Here is a 12,510-nt window from a genome sequence, read left to right on the forward strand (position 1 = left end):
TGGTACAGCGTTTTTCCGGTGCCGGCCAGCATGAGAGCTAGATTTTAGACTTAGGCTGCCCTGAGAAACGGGATGCAGCCTGTTCAAAACTTTGTCCTGCACGTGGATTCCACTGCACACCAGAGCGGGCTTCAATCCCGGGTTTCAGCTGCTGGTTGTCGTCATAGTCTTCATGTGGATGAAAAAACAGCGGCTGCACCGCTTCCAAGCTTCGCAGGTAGTCAGCATATGAATTCAGATATTGCTGACGTTCGTCATCGCTGAGCTGTGCCGGCATCCATGCAGCAAACGGCGGAAGAACGGTGAAACCGGTATAAGCCAAAATGCCGTTATGGATAGGCCAGAGTATGTGATGCAAGTCGCCATCAATGCCAGCAGGTGTATAAAGGCTGCTCGCGGTGCCCGTGGTCAGGCAAAGCATGGCCCTCTTGCCCTTGAGTAGGCCTGATCCATACTTGTGCCCCGATGAGTACGCGAACCCGCGACTTAACACCCGGTCTACCCAGCCTTTCAGAATGGCCGGCATCGAAAACCACCACACAGGAAACTGAAAAATCACCAGGTCAGCCCACATGACTTTCGCTTGCTCGACTTTGACGTCGTCGGTGTGAGCGTTGTTTGCAAACGCATGTTCTTGCTCGCGGGGAAGATTGAGATAGTCAGGATCGGCGCGATTATCGGGGAAGTCACCAACGCCCAGCTCAGCCTTCCAATTCATCGCGTAGAGATCGCTCACCTGAACCTGGTGGCCGAGTTCGCGCAGCGTTTCAACAGCTACGTCCTTTAGGGCACCGTTGAAAGAGCGTGGTTCCGGGTGCGCCAATACGATTAACGTCTTCATAACTGCAGCCTCTCTTTGCGGTTTTTCGATATTGGATAACGTCTATCGCCCCGATTCTGTCCGACCGCTTTGCTGAGACTCACCACGAGCAGGCCGACAATAGTCAGGCTTGCGCCCAGCAGAAACCCGATGCTCGTCTGCTCTTTGAGCCACAGGTAACCCATCAATACGCCAAACAGCGGACTCATGAAGGCCAGCACTCCCAGGCGAGCCGCGAGGTAGCGACGAAGCATCCAGAACCAGATCAAGTAGCTTGCCACTGACACGATCAATGTCTGGAAAACCAGGCTGGCCACTGCACCGGTTGAAAAACTCATTGCGCTTTGGCCCGCTAGCAGGCTCAAAGGCAGCAGAAGGAGAAAGGCCCCTGCCAGTTGGTAAAACAGGGTCTGGGTTGCGGGTGCTTCACTTAGGCGACTCGTACGCACCGCTACCGTCGTAAATCCCCAGGCAGCGCCCGCGCACAAGCCCAGCAGGTCACCCAGCAGGCTGTTTGTGTTAGAGGTTTGAATGGCTGTTCCATCGCGTGGCATGAGGAAGGTGATGGCAATGCCTGCGAACGCCAGCGACATACCCAACCACTGAATCGCGCTAAGCCGTTCCTCCGGCAAGCGCAGGTGCAGACCAATGGCGGCAAATAAGGGCGCCGTATAAAGGAAAACCGCCATATGCGAAGCACTTGTCCAGCGTAACCCTTGCGCGATGAACAGAAATTCACTCGCGAACAGTACGGCCACGACCAATCCGGAGCGGCACCAGACGCCGGGTAACCACACTTCCCGCATGATCGATTTTCCGATCAGCCAGACCAAGGCTGCAGCGACTCCGGAGCGAACGGCGACCTGCATGAGCGGTGCTATGTCACCGGCAACCGCCTTGATTGCCACCTGCTGGGCGCCCCAGATGAGACACAGCAACACCATTACCGCCGTGGCAGCCCCGTCTACTGACTTCCTCACTTTTCGGCACCTTTTATCATTGGTTTGGACAACAATTTATTTCTCACTCGGCTGGCCAAACAGCCGATGGCGAAATTCGATTGTGGGAAAGTACGCAAGCCGCTACAAATCATATGTTTTCGATCTATAGAAGAGAAAAACTACGCCATGAGAGCTGATACGCCCCTCAGGGCCATCGCATGCTTTGACGCGGTCATGCGCACCGGCAGCGTCAGCCTTGCTGCAAGCCAGTTGTTCGTGACGCCGGGAGCGGTAGGGCAACAGATTCACAAGCTGGAAGGTTGGCTGGGAACGCCACTGTTCATACGCAATGTGCGCAGGCTGCAACCCACGGCGCAGGCGCTGAGCTACTGGGAGCAGGTCAAGCCGGCGCTTCGCCAGCTGGAGACAGCCAACCTGGCCGTGCGGGGTCTTAGAGACAGGCAGGTACGGTTAAGCTTGCCGCCGGCGTTCGCGAACTCCTGGTTCGCAAAGCGGATGCCATCGTTCACGGAGCGGCATCCAGAAGTGCAACTGCACTTGAGCGCATCCACCGATAACGTGGATTTCCATGACGCTACCTGCGACCTGGCGGTGCGGCATTTCGATGGATATAGCAGTGACGTGAACGCAGAACTGCTCTTGCCAGACGAGGTCAGGGTCTATTCCAGCCCGGCTTACCGCGAACGGCTCCAGTTGCATAGCCTTGATTGTTTGCCGGGAGCAACCTTGATCTATACGACGTCTCATGCTCACTGGTCTCAATGGCTATCATCGGTCGGTATGTCCCCCGATAGCTTCTCCAGCAGCCTCAAGTTCGATCAGTCTGAGCTGGCAATCGACGCGGCGCGCCGCGATCAGGGTTTAGTGCTCACCAGCCCTTGGCTGGTTGAGGAAGATGTAGAAAGAGGCCTTCTCGTACCTGTGTTTGACGCTGTACTGAAGACTGGCAAGGGCTATTATTTGGTTCAGGCCAAGGATGTGGTGCTGGGTGAGGCAGCACAGCTGTTGCGCCGGTGGCTTTGCGACGTAGCGCAGCGAATTCAAAAAAATTGATCATTTGAAGCCCAGGAAAATTAATTCCGTCCCTTTTTCGCGGTCCCCTTTTCGCGTTTGCGAATGCGTCCAACGGTCTTTCGACGAAGTCGAATAGGAAAATCATGGCATTCACTGCTACCTGCGTTGTGTCCCTGTTTTTTTGGATTATTGTTTCAGCAATTACAGGAACCAAGGAACCTTGGGACTTGGCCAGTTATTGGATCCTCATCTATCCCGCCGCGCTTGCTCTGTCAGCAATGCTTGGAGCCGTGCTAAAAAGCGCCCAGTGGTCCGCAGGTGCCGTGGTAATGCTTGCTCAGATCCCGGTGATGTTGGTTGCCTCCGGTGCTTCACCGTTGCTGGGAGTTGGCATCCTGTATGCGGCTATTCTCTCGATTCCGGCGATAGCGCTATCCTGGCTCGCCGGCAAAGTGCGGCGGGCTTGAATTCAGAGCCGCGCGATAACGTCCACTGATCATCGCCCTCCCCCAAAGCCCCAGGAACCCAAACCATGGAATTGACGCTGGAAGCGGTTGCGCTCTTTGCACTGAAGCTTTCGCACGAGACGGACGGCGGCAGCCCGGTTTTGCGGGATGATCCGGTGATGGACGCGTATGACCGCGAGGTGTTTGGGTTGCTGGTGCGTCAGGGGGATTTGGCGGGAATCCAGTTGAAGCTCGATGAGTGCCTGACGCTGGCGCTTGAGTCCCTGGGCGGCGCAACGACCGTGATGGGGCGCGAGCTGCAATGGCATGCGCTGCATGTGCGCCAAGCGCCGACGCTGGAAGCCCTCAATGCCCCGCTCGACGCACTCAAGGATTACCTGAAGGCCATCCTGTAACCCGCGATTACCGCCGCCCTTCCACCGCCATCCGCACCGCCAACCCCATCAACACCGACCCCATCAGCCAGCGTTGCACCACCTGCCACCCCGGCCGGGTAACAAAAAACACAGCGATGGACCCCGCCAGCGTGGCAATCAGCGCGTTGACGCTCACGCTGATAAGAATCTGCGTGAAGCCCAGCACCAGCGATTGCATCAGCACACTGCCCTGGCCATTCGGGTCGATGAACTGGGGCAGCAGCGACAAATACATCACCGCCACCTTGGGGTTCAGCAGGTTGGTCACCAGGCCCATGGTGAACAATTTGCGCGGGCCGTCCTGGGGCAAATTCTGCACCTGGAACGGCGAACGCCCACCCGGCTTGACCGCCTGCCAGGCCAGATAAGCCAGGTACAGCGCCCCGCCAAAGCGCAGCGCGTCGTAGGCAAAGGGCACCGCCATCACCAACGCGGTAATCCCCAAGGCCGCGCACAGCATGTAAACCAGAAAGCCCAACGCCACGCCGCCCAGGGAAATAAACCCGGCCGCGCGCCCCTGGCAGATCGACCGTGAAATGAGGTAAATCATGTTCGGGCCGGGCGTCAGCACCATGCCGAGGGATATCAGCGCATAGGCAAGCCAGCTGGACAGTTCGGGCATGGTTGGGTCCTCTGGAGGTTGTTCCGTCGACGCGAAACATTTGGTCAACGTTGTGGCGTTGGACGCCATGGTAGAGCGTTCAAAATGCGCGCGTCAGATACAGATCCGTGATCAAAACGTCATACACCGACCGCACCGTTCACCCGAGGGCAGGCACATGATTGATTTCAACAACAAAGGCTTCTTCAAGCTCAAACAAAACAACGAGTACGCCGAACGCGTGGCGTCATTGCTGCTCGATGGCGAGCAAGTGGTGGACGCGTACAAGGCCATGCGCGACGGCGTGGTGTTCACCACCCAGCGCATCATTGCGGTGAATGTTCAGGGGATTACCGGCAGCAAGAAGGATTTCACGTCGCTGCCGTACAAGAATATCGTGGCATATTCGGTGGAGACGTCGGGGACGTTTGATCTGGATTCGGAGTTGGAGATTTACTTTTCGTCGTTGGGGAAGGTGAAGTTTGAGTTCACGGGGAAGACTGCGATTGTCGAGATTTCACGGTTGATTTCAAAGCATCTGCTCACTTGATCAGCGGATAAAAAAAGACCTTGACGTCCCAAGGTCTTTTTACTGCCTATACGGTTTAACGGATGTACCCCGATCAAAATGTGGGAGCTGGCTTGCCTGCGAAGACGCCAGCCGCCACACCATCAAACCACCCGCCTACACACCAACCGCCTCACCCTCTTCAGCCACCCCGTTGGGCAACATTCCATTCGCCAAATCATCCACCACCGCCTTCGCCATTTCCCCCAGATAATGCGCCGCCCAGGCAAACCGATCCGCGCCCGTGTCCATGGCTGCATCCAACGCCAGCAGTTTGGAACAGTGCAGCAACTCGGAGGCGTGATGCAGGGCATCGCGAATGGGCACGCCGGAATTGACGCGAAATAGACGGTGGAGGTTGGGCTGTTTGCCGCAGGTGGAAAAGGTGATGACACCGAGGGTTTTGTTGAGGGGTGGGTTGATCATAGGGCACCTCCGACTTGAGCCGGAGTGTGGGTTGCGGTGTTGCGAGGGTACGACCTTTCAGAAACGCTCATTGGTATAGCTCCCATTTTTTCAAAGAGAGCTGCCTCATTCGTTTCCAGGCGAATGGTGGCAGCTGCGCGCAGGCTGGAAACCGGGGGTAATAGGCAAACCCGGCAGACTCAAGAGTCTCCCACGCACAGCCGCCATAGCACGCATATGCTGGCACAAAAAGGCGCCAGCAGTCGTGATAAATGGTGGCGCCTGTGCGCCTATACCCACGGGTTTCCAGGCCCGGTCGTCGTGAAGTGACGACGGCCACAACGTAATCCCAAAGATTCGGTCGTGAAAGGGAGCTTTTGTATGTACAGATTCCGCTGCAGTGAAAGGCGAACACCTCATTCGTCATACCCCAATCCCAACTCCTGAGATCCTGTTTACTTTTCCCACACTCACGGTCGAACAATGCCAATTCCAGCCCCCTGATCGCCCCCCGTAGGCTCACTTCCTCGCACAAGGAAGTGAGCCGGTCATGTCAGAACGCTTTTACCCCCTTACCGAAGAAGAACAACGCAGGCAACGAATCCTGACGCCGCAACCATCGCGCGCGCCCTATTCGCCGGCGATTGATTTATTCGAGCCCTCCCCTGCCCCAGCCCCAACGCCAGCCAAACCTCACGGCTGCGTGTTCATCAAGCCCTGCCAACTGCCGGACGGATTCACCCGCTACGCTGACCCCACCGGTTATGTCCCGCTGGAGCTGATCAAGGAGTACGCCCATTTCAGCCTGTTGGGCGGACGTGAGGTGGACGGTAAGGGCGCGGTGGCGCTGCGCAAGATCGGCGGCAGCGCATTGCCCGCTGGCTTGGGGCAGTTGGCGTTGCGTTCGGCAGTGTGGGAGTCGGCGGCGACTGCCGTCGGTTCCGTCGCCAGTGGCCTGTTGACAGGTTTGGTGGCGCTGGCCTGGCCGTCGGAGTTGGGTGACAGCGCGCTCTACAGCGAGGAGCAGTTACGCTCGATGGCGCGGGCGCGGTCACAGATGCGGTTGCATATCGAGCAACGCGCGGACGGTACGCTCAATGGGTATGGGTTTTACACCGGCAACGATCCGAGCTGGCAGATGATCGATGTGGTGCAGTTCCAAGCCCGCGACGATCAGTTTGTCGCGGAGTTGGGTGAGGGTGTCGAGTTGATCTGGACGCCTGCCGTTGATCCGCAGGACACGCTGGGTATTCCGGCATTGGAGGCAGCACCGCAAGCGCCGGTCATCTGGATTTACCCGCCGACGGAGAAAGCCGCGCAGATTCTGGTGAACCCGGTTTATCCGCCGGAGTATCGGGATTTTATTCTGGTGTTCCCGGTGGAGTCGGGGGTTCGGCCGCTGTATCTGGTGGTTAACAAGCCAAGGAAAGGGCTAAGAAACCCAGACCATGATTACTTCCCTGCCCCCGAAACCGAAGACATAACAGGCTTCCCTGGTCTTATTCCCCAAAAGCCTGTGACACGAAGAAAAAATGGAGCGGGCTTACGTGAACGATGGATAGACGCAAAAGGACGAAAAATTTTTGAATGGGATGCCAAGAAAGGCGAGCTGGAAGTCTATCGAAACAGTGATTTGGAACACCTCGGCGCGTTTGACCCTTACACCGCCGAACGTCGAGGACCGGCGGATCCAAAACGCCGAATTTACAGATAAAGAGGAACGCGGAAAATGGTGATGAAAATCAGATTGCGGTGGTACGAAAAACACAGCAATGACTTGAAAGCAGATGAGTATTCAGCGGATATCGAGGACTCAGACAGTGTTTTTGAAGCGTTGGGTTTAGGCGGGGAAACTGCGATATATGCAGATGTATTCGACATGCTGGCTGACTGGACAACGATTATTCAGCCGTATTTCCAACACGTGATTGAACCCGCACACCTCGACTACCAGATTTCCTTCCGTCACCAAGGCGCGTGGCCACCTCCTCCAAAGCAACCTAAGACGGGGATCTGATGCAATGAGACCTACACTGCAGAAGCCTCCTCTCTATCGCTCCGTCAATACCCGAACCCACAGTGTGCGTCACGGCAGCTGTCGCGCTTATCGGTATGAACGGAACACAAAAGGTGAACGGAACACCTTGGCAAATCGAGGCTCCATGCACAGTCACCTACGACACGGGTTTGATTACACACCGCTATTCCGCTTTCTCCTCTCCAAAGTCGGCCACCCATGGAGCAAGGTTTTCAGCGAAGCCAACGCCCGGTTGGATCGTCCGGAGCCGGTGTTCTGGCTGGTTGCGCTGCATGAAAGCGACAAGCAGGAATACGTGAGAACGGATGAGAATACCTATTACAGCGGCTTGTGGGTGGACGAGGCCGGCCTCTTGCAAAAGGTCAACCCGCATCTAACGCCCGAACTTATGAAACCCTCTTGCGACTGCTGCACCCACACCTTCAACGGTGTGGTATTCGCACAGGCTTTACCGCACGAACGGTTGGCAACACCCACTGTTCAATCAACTGCGCTCAACCCTCCTTCTTTCCTTCAAGCAACACCCGATTCGCCGGATCCGTAATATCAAACACCTGCTGCGAACATGCCGAATTAGTGCCTTTGAACTGAAAATCCACCAGATACACCTTCGCCTTCTGCGGGCTGAAGCTACTCACCAACGGCCCGCATCTGTAGTAAGCGCCATTGCCTATACTGCCCGCCGAGCCGGATACGGTGAGTTTCTTGCCAGGATCCGCCTGGATCTCCAACTGCGGAAAACGCTTCAAGGTCGCGCTGGCACTGTCTGGTTCAGCTTGGCGATCCAGTTGAAAATGCGGCCTTCACCGGTGTCCACCACGTGCCGAGGGTTTCCATGCGCTGGTCGGGGTCGCCCTCGCGCAGGATGGCGAATTCGACGGGGTTGGTGCCGCCGTAGGCCTTCATGATGACTTGGCGTGTTCGGCGTCCACGGCAACGGTTTCCTGACGCAACTGCACACCATCCTTGAACAGGCTGGGCGATGAGTCGCGTTGGTTGGATTGGCAGGCGCACAGGGTGAGGGTGATGAGGAAAAGCAGCGCGATTCGCTTCACGGGGAATGTCCTTATCGGTGTGAGGGGCTGATGACCTGACTTGCGATTAAACAGGGTTATTTGGGCTGAAACGTCTCAAGATACGCCAATATATTTTCAATCTTCTCCCGATCACTGATGCCCCAGAAGATCATCCGCGTACCGCTCACCACCTTTTTCGGCGCTTCGATATAGGCCGCAAGTTTGTCGCGGGTCCAGACCACGCCTGAGTTCTTCATCGCGTCGGAATATTGGTAATCCGTGGTAGTCCCCGCCGGCCGGCCGATGATGCCGTTGAGTTGTGGCCCGAAACCACCGCGCGCGTCGTCGCCAACGCTGTGGCAGCCACCGCACGTCTTGCTGAAGAGCTTGGCGCCCGCCTCGGCATCGCCGGCGGCAAGCGCCGCATGGGTATTGAGGATCATAGCGAGGGTGAACAAGGCGTACTTCATGGTGAACTCCACATCGGCTGTTGCGGGCAATCTGGCCTGCTTGTAAGGCGCGCTGGCATCGTGCCGCACCTGCCGGCAAGTGCGCAACCTGGACCCGTTCAGGCACCACCCATCGTTTAAGCGCTGCGCCGATCGAACCTATGCCACCTCGCTCCACTCAACTGACTGAACCCTGATGGTGGAGTAAGGAATCATGGCTCAGCCATCGATTTTAGTATTGGAAGACGACGAGATCATTCGGGCGTTAATGGTGGATGTGTTGGAGGACTTCGGCGCATCGGTGACGTCGTTCCCGTCAGCGGATGAAGGAATGATCTACCTGGAACGGGGCGATGACCCGGTGGACCTGATTGTCAGCGATATTCAGATGCCGGGGTTGCTCAATGGCTTCGACCTGAGCAAGGTGGTTGCGCATCGCTGGCCGACGGTGCAGGTGGTGTTGACCTCAGGCAATACCCATCTGGCGGCGCAATTGGGCGGTTCGGTGCGGTTCCTGCCCAAGCCCTGGAGCACCCAGCATTTGATTGACTGCGTACAGACAGCGCTGAATCAGCAGGGTCTGGCCATGCACTGATAGCGTCGCGATATCATCTTGAGCGAACTTCCCGGTGAGCTCGTTGGTCCATGGATGATGCAAGGAGCGACATTTCTGATCCGTTAGTCAGCCTTTTCGCTTCGCGCGTTTAGTTACCGACTACGAGTTGTGTAGAATCGTCGCCCATTTTCCGCGCGTCATTCATGGCCGAGAGGCCCACAGTTCGAGCTTACTGAATGCATTCTCAGGCCCATGACGTCGATGCGCCCCCACTGCTGGAAGCGTTGCGCACAGGCACGGCCTCGCTGCATGCCACGCTGGAAAAGCGTCTGCCGTTTTTCTCCGAGCGCCTCGATGCGCAGTGGTATCGCCGCCTGCTCCAGGCATACTTCGGTTTTTATCAGCCTATGGAAGCGGCACTGTACGACAGTAGCTTGATTCCCCAAGGCCTCGATACGGCAATGCGTGTGAAAACACCGACACTGGTCAGTGATCTCTATGCCTTGGGCCTGGACGATCATGCCATCGACACCCTGCCCCGTTGCCCGCAACTACCAACGCTCGACACCCCCGCTGCCTGCCTCGGCGCCCTCTATGTACTGGAGGGCGCGACGCTGGGCGGCCAGGTGCTGCGCCGTGAAATGGCTCGGCGCCTGGACGTTGATGCCGACACCGGCGGCGCTTTTCTCGATATCTATGGAGCAGAGACCGGGCGGCGCTGGAAAGATTTTCTTGATTACCTGGGCGACCAGCCGCTGGACGCGCCCGCAAAGCTGCGCGCCGTGGACGCCGCCCGCTCGACATTCAGCTGTTTTGAGCAATGGCTCGACAGCCAGGAGGTAACGCTATGAAACCCGAAGATTTTGAAGAGCTGCTTGCCAACTGCGCCAACGAGCCCATTCGCTTTCCGGGGGCGATCCAGCCTCACGGTGTACTGCTGACCCTGTCGGAACCCGGCCTGGAGATCATTCAGGTCAGCGCCAACGTCGGCACCTTGTTCGGTCACGCGCCCGAAACGCTGCTCGGCCAGCCGCTGCACAGCCTGATCGGCGCCGAACACGCCCAGGCCGTACAGGCCATGGCCCGAACCAATACCTTCTTCGACATGCCACCCTTGCACGTCACCCTGAACGGCGCGGATTTCGAAGGCTTGCTGCATCGACACCAGAACGTGCTGGTGCTGGAGTTCGAGCCGCGACTCAAGGATTTTCGCCCACGCGCCGTGAACGGTCGCACCAGTAACCTGGGCAAGATGCTGCAACGTTTGCAGGCGGCGAAAACCCTGCAGGCGCTGTACGAAATCAGCGTGAATGAAATCCAGGCCATGACCGGTTACGACCGCGTGCTGATCTACCGCTTCGAAGACGAAGGCCATGGCCAGGTAATCGCCGAAGCGTCGGCGCCATCCATGGAGCTGTTCAACGGGCTGTTCTTCCCCGCGTCCGACATCCCGGAGCAGGCTCGCGAGCTGTATCGCACCAACTGGCTGCGCATCATCCCGAATGCGGCCTACGAGCCGGTGCCGCTTCTGCCCAAGCTGCGGCCGGACACCGGCGAACCGTTGGATTTGAGCTTCGCCACCCTGCGCAGCGTGTCGCCGATTCATTGCCAGTACATGCAGAACATGGGCGTGCTGTCGTCGATGAGTATCTCGCTGATGAGCGGCGATAAACTCTGGGGCTTGATCAGTTGCGGCAACCGCGAACCTCTGCTGGTGCCCAATGACCTGCGCATTGCCTGCCAGACCATTGGCCAGGTGCTGTCGTTGCAGATCAGCGCCATGGAAGCGCTGGAGCTGAGCGGCCAGCGTGATGAAAAACTTCAGGCGCTGGCCCTTCTCGATCAAGCGATGAAGGCCTCGGACGACAATGTGTTCGATGGGCTGGCCCAACAAGGCCAGTTGCTGATGGACCTGACACGGGCAGGCGGCGTGGCGATCATCGAGGACAAGCAATTGCACCGTCACGGTAACTGCCCGGAACCGGCGCAGATCCGTGCGCTGCACAAATGGCTGCAAGCACGCGACGAACCGGTATTGGCCAGCCACAATCTGGTTTCGCTATACCCTCCGGCCGCCGAGTTCCAGGCCCTCGCCAGCGGCGTCCTGGCCCTGCAACTGCCTAAGCCTGTGGATAACGGCGTGCTGTGGTTCCGCCCGGAAGTCAAAGAGAACATCAACTGGAGCGGTGATCCGCAAAAACCGCTGGATCTGGAAAACTCCGACGCCGGCCTGCGCCTGCGCCCACGCACGTCGTTTGAAATTTGGAAGGTCGAAATGGCCGGCATCTCCACCAAATGGAGCCATGGCGATCTGTTTGCCGCCAACGACCTGCGCCGCTCGGCCCTGGAAAACGACCTGGCACGCCAGGTAAAGCGCGAGCAACAGGCCGTGCGTGCGCGCGATGACTTGGTGGCCGTGGTGTCCCACGACTTGCGTAACCCCATGACCGTCATCTCCATGCTCTGCGGCATGATGCAAAAGGCCTTCAGCTCCGAGGGCCCGCACACCTCACGGCGCATCTCCTCGGCCATCGACACCATGCAACAGGCCGCCGCGCGCATGAATGTGCTGTTGGAGGACTTGCTCGACACGTCGAAAATCGAGGCCGGGCGCTATGTCGTCAAACCTGTGGCGCTGGATGTCAGCCAAATGTTCGATGAGGCCTATTCGTTGCTTGCCCCGTTGGCAATGGAAAAAGGCATCGACCTGTCGTTCAACGCCGAACCCGGGCTGCTGATCAATGCCGACCCGGAGCGCTTGTTCCAGGTGCTGTCGAACCTGATCGGCAACGCCATCAAGTTCACTCCCCGCCAGGGCAATATCGGCATCAGCGCCATGAGCAATGGTGAAGAAATCGTGTTCTCGGTGCGCGACTCAGGCGAAGGCATTGCGCCGGACCAGTTGCCTCACGTGTTCGAGCGCTATTGGACGAAAACCGAAAACAACCCCACCGGCAGCGGCCTGGGGCTGTACATCACCCAGGGCATCGTCCAGGCCCATGGCGGCCAGATCGTTGCCGAGAGTGAAGTGGGACGCGGCAGTGAGTTCCGGTTCACGGTGCCAAAGCCGAGCTGAAATAAACGCGGCGACATCTTGCGATACCGCTGGCCGGGAACGTCTGCCCCGGTCAGTCCCGCGCAGCCGGCTCCCCCGGTGGACGCCAGCCAACAGCGGCAAACCCAACAGACAAAAAACAA

Annotated in this window: 15 protein-coding genes and 1 pseudogene; 10 read left to right on the top strand and 6 right to left on the bottom strand. The window is 57.9% G+C overall.

Annotated features, from left to right (window positions below; genetic code table 11):
- Positions 1-37: 37 nt before the first annotated feature.
- Both TU82_RS15260 and TU82_RS15265 read right to left on the bottom strand, forming a co-directional pair.
- Complete coding sequence (locus tag TU82_RS15260) at positions 38-841, bottom strand: NAD(P)H-dependent oxidoreductase (protein ID WP_057723979.1); 804 nt, start codon at positions 839-841, stop codon at positions 38-40.
- Complete coding sequence (locus TU82_RS15265; RefSeq protein WP_057723980.1) at positions 838-1,764, bottom strand: DMT family transporter; 927 nt, start codon at positions 1,762-1,764, stop codon at positions 838-840. The genes TU82_RS15260 and TU82_RS15265 overlap by 4 nt, the downstream gene beginning before the upstream one ends.
- 102 nt (positions 1,765-1,866) lie before the next feature.
- On the opposite strand from TU82_RS15265, the gene TU82_RS15270 reads away from it, so the two are divergent.
- The 3 genes from TU82_RS15270 (at position 1,867) to TU82_RS15280 (ending at position 3,658) form a co-directional block, all read left to right on the top strand.
- Positions 1,867-2,835 (top strand): LysR substrate-binding domain-containing protein, encoded by a 969-nt coding sequence (locus TU82_RS15270; protein ID WP_231982780.1) that lies wholly within the window; start codon positions 1,867-1,869, stop codon positions 2,833-2,835.
- Positions 2,836-2,939: 104 nt separating this feature from the next.
- Complete coding sequence (locus TU82_RS15275; RefSeq protein ID WP_057723981.1) at positions 2,940-3,263, top strand: hypothetical protein; 324 nt, start codon at positions 2,940-2,942, stop codon at positions 3,261-3,263.
- A 65-nt stretch (positions 3,264-3,328) separates the two neighbouring features.
- Positions 3,329-3,658 (top strand): hypothetical protein, encoded by a 330-nt coding sequence (locus TU82_RS15280; protein WP_057723982.1) that lies wholly within the window; start codon positions 3,329-3,331, stop codon positions 3,656-3,658.
- A gap of 7 nt (positions 3,659-3,665) precedes the next feature.
- Here the strand turns inward: TU82_RS15280 and TU82_RS15285 are convergent, their stop codons facing one another.
- The gene (locus TU82_RS15285; RefSeq protein ID WP_057723983.1) at positions 3,666-4,301 is read right to left on the bottom strand and encodes a LysE family translocator; all 636 of its coding nucleotides are present in this window, start codon (positions 4,299-4,301) and stop codon (positions 3,666-3,668) included.
- A 157-nt stretch (positions 4,302-4,458) separates the two neighbouring features.
- Between TU82_RS15285 and TU82_RS15290 the strand changes: the two genes are divergently transcribed.
- Positions 4,459-4,830, top strand: a complete 372-nt coding sequence (locus tag TU82_RS15290) for a PH domain-containing protein (protein ID WP_057723984.1) — start codon at positions 4,459-4,461, stop codon at positions 4,828-4,830.
- Positions 4,831-4,965: 135 nt separating this feature from the next.
- Here TU82_RS15290 and TU82_RS15295 read toward each other — a convergent pair whose 3' ends face one another.
- Positions 4,966-5,274 carry a DUF3077 domain-containing protein gene (locus TU82_RS15295; protein WP_057723985.1) on the bottom strand — a complete coding sequence of 103 codons (309 nt, stop codon included), beginning with the start codon at positions 5,272-5,274 and terminating at the stop codon, positions 4,966-4,968.
- A gap of 529 nt (positions 5,275-5,803) precedes the next feature.
- Between TU82_RS15295 and TU82_RS15300 the strand changes: the two genes are divergently transcribed.
- From TU82_RS15300 to TU82_RS27935, 3 genes are all read left to right on the top strand, one after another.
- Positions 5,804-6,967 carry an S-type pyocin domain-containing protein gene (locus TU82_RS15300; RefSeq protein ID WP_057723986.1) on the top strand — a complete coding sequence of 388 codons (1,164 nt, stop codon included), beginning with the start codon at positions 5,804-5,806 and terminating at the stop codon, positions 6,965-6,967.
- Positions 6,968-6,982: 15 nt separating this feature from the next.
- Positions 6,983-7,270: a colicin E3-like toxin immunity protein gene (locus TU82_RS15305; RefSeq protein WP_057723987.1), complete on the top strand. Its 288-nt coding sequence runs from the start codon at positions 6,983-6,985 to the stop codon at positions 7,268-7,270.
- A gap of 145 nt (positions 7,271-7,415) precedes the next feature.
- On the top strand, positions 7,416-7,835 hold the full coding sequence (locus TU82_RS27935) for a hypothetical protein (protein WP_338110595.1): 420 nt from the start codon (positions 7,416-7,418) through the stop codon (positions 7,833-7,835).
- Here TU82_RS27935 and TU82_RS15315 read toward each other — a convergent pair.
- Together TU82_RS15315 and TU82_RS15320 are read right to left on the bottom strand one after the other, a co-directional pair.
- Positions 7,786-8,346 (bottom strand): annotated as a pseudogene (locus TU82_RS15315) (hypothetical protein). The gene TU82_RS27935 and the pseudogene TU82_RS15315 overlap by 50 nt on opposite strands.
- A 56-nt stretch (positions 8,347-8,402) precedes the next feature.
- On the bottom strand, positions 8,403-8,777 hold the full coding sequence (locus tag TU82_RS15320) for a c-type cytochrome (RefSeq protein ID WP_057723989.1): 375 nt from the start codon (positions 8,775-8,777) through the stop codon (positions 8,403-8,405).
- Between the two features lie 193 nt (positions 8,778-8,970).
- On the opposite strand from TU82_RS15320, the gene TU82_RS15325 reads away from it, so the two are divergent.
- From TU82_RS15325 to TU82_RS15335, 3 genes are all read left to right on the top strand, one after another.
- On the top strand, positions 8,971-9,351 hold the full coding sequence (locus TU82_RS15325) for a response regulator (RefSeq protein ID WP_057723990.1): 381 nt from the start codon (positions 8,971-8,973) through the stop codon (positions 9,349-9,351).
- A gap of 197 nt (positions 9,352-9,548) precedes the next feature.
- Positions 9,549-10,163 carry a biliverdin-producing heme oxygenase gene (locus tag TU82_RS15330; protein WP_057723991.1) on the top strand — a complete coding sequence of 205 codons (615 nt, stop codon included), beginning with the start codon at positions 9,549-9,551 and terminating at the stop codon, positions 10,161-10,163.
- A complete protein-coding gene (locus TU82_RS15335) occupies positions 10,160-12,388 on the top strand; it encodes an ATP-binding protein (protein WP_057723992.1) in 2,229 nt (742 codons plus the stop codon). The genes TU82_RS15330 and TU82_RS15335 overlap by 4 nt, the downstream gene beginning before the upstream one ends.
- Positions 12,389-12,510 lie beyond the last annotated feature (122 nt).

It is taken from the genome of Pseudomonas orientalis, assembly GCF_001439815.1.
Lineage (GTDB): Bacteria > Pseudomonadota > Gammaproteobacteria > Pseudomonadales > Pseudomonadaceae > Aquipseudomonas > Aquipseudomonas orientalis.

Bases quoted from the DNA above. Each gene is read 5' to 3' on its own strand.
- TU82_RS27935 (WP_338110595.1), top strand. From the start codon at position 7,416: ATGCACAGTCACCTACGACACGGGTTTGATTACACACCGCTATTCCGC.
- TU82_RS15335 (WP_057723992.1), top strand. From the start codon at position 10,160: ATGAAACCCGAAGATTTTGAAGAGCTGCTTGCCAACTGCGCCAACGAG.
- TU82_RS15320 (WP_057723989.1), bottom strand. From the start codon at position 8,777: ATGAAGTACGCCTTGTTCACCCTCGCTATGATCCTCAATACCCATGCG.
- TU82_RS15300 (WP_057723986.1), top strand. From the start codon at position 5,804: ATGTCAGAACGCTTTTACCCCCTTACCGAAGAAGAACAACGCAGGCAA.
- TU82_RS15290 (WP_057723984.1), top strand. From the start codon at position 4,459: ATGATTGATTTCAACAACAAAGGCTTCTTCAAGCTCAAACAAAACAAC.
- TU82_RS15275 (WP_057723981.1), top strand. From the start codon at position 2,940: ATGGCATTCACTGCTACCTGCGTTGTGTCCCTGTTTTTTTGGATTATT.
- TU82_RS15280 (WP_057723982.1), top strand. From the start codon at position 3,329: ATGGAATTGACGCTGGAAGCGGTTGCGCTCTTTGCACTGAAGCTTTCG.
- TU82_RS15270 (WP_231982780.1), top strand. From the start codon at position 1,867: ATGGCGAAATTCGATTGTGGGAAAGTACGCAAGCCGCTACAAATCATA.
- TU82_RS15305 (WP_057723987.1), top strand. From the start codon at position 6,983: ATGGTGATGAAAATCAGATTGCGGTGGTACGAAAAACACAGCAATGAC.
- TU82_RS15295 (WP_057723985.1), bottom strand. From the start codon at position 5,274: ATGATCAACCCACCCCTCAACAAAACCCTCGGTGTCATCACCTTTTCC.
- TU82_RS15325 (WP_057723990.1), top strand. From the start codon at position 8,971: ATGGCTCAGCCATCGATTTTAGTATTGGAAGACGACGAGATCATTCGG.
- TU82_RS15330 (WP_057723991.1), top strand. From the start codon at position 9,549: ATGCATTCTCAGGCCCATGACGTCGATGCGCCCCCACTGCTGGAAGCG.
- TU82_RS15260 (WP_057723979.1), bottom strand. From the start codon at position 841: ATGAAGACGTTAATCGTATTGGCGCACCCGGAACCACGCTCTTTCAAC.
- TU82_RS15265 (WP_057723980.1), bottom strand. From the start codon at position 1,764: ATGGTGTTGCTGTGTCTCATCTGGGGCGCCCAGCAGGTGGCAATCAAG.
- TU82_RS15285 (WP_057723983.1), bottom strand. From the start codon at position 4,301: ATGCCCGAACTGTCCAGCTGGCTTGCCTATGCGCTGATATCCCTCGGC.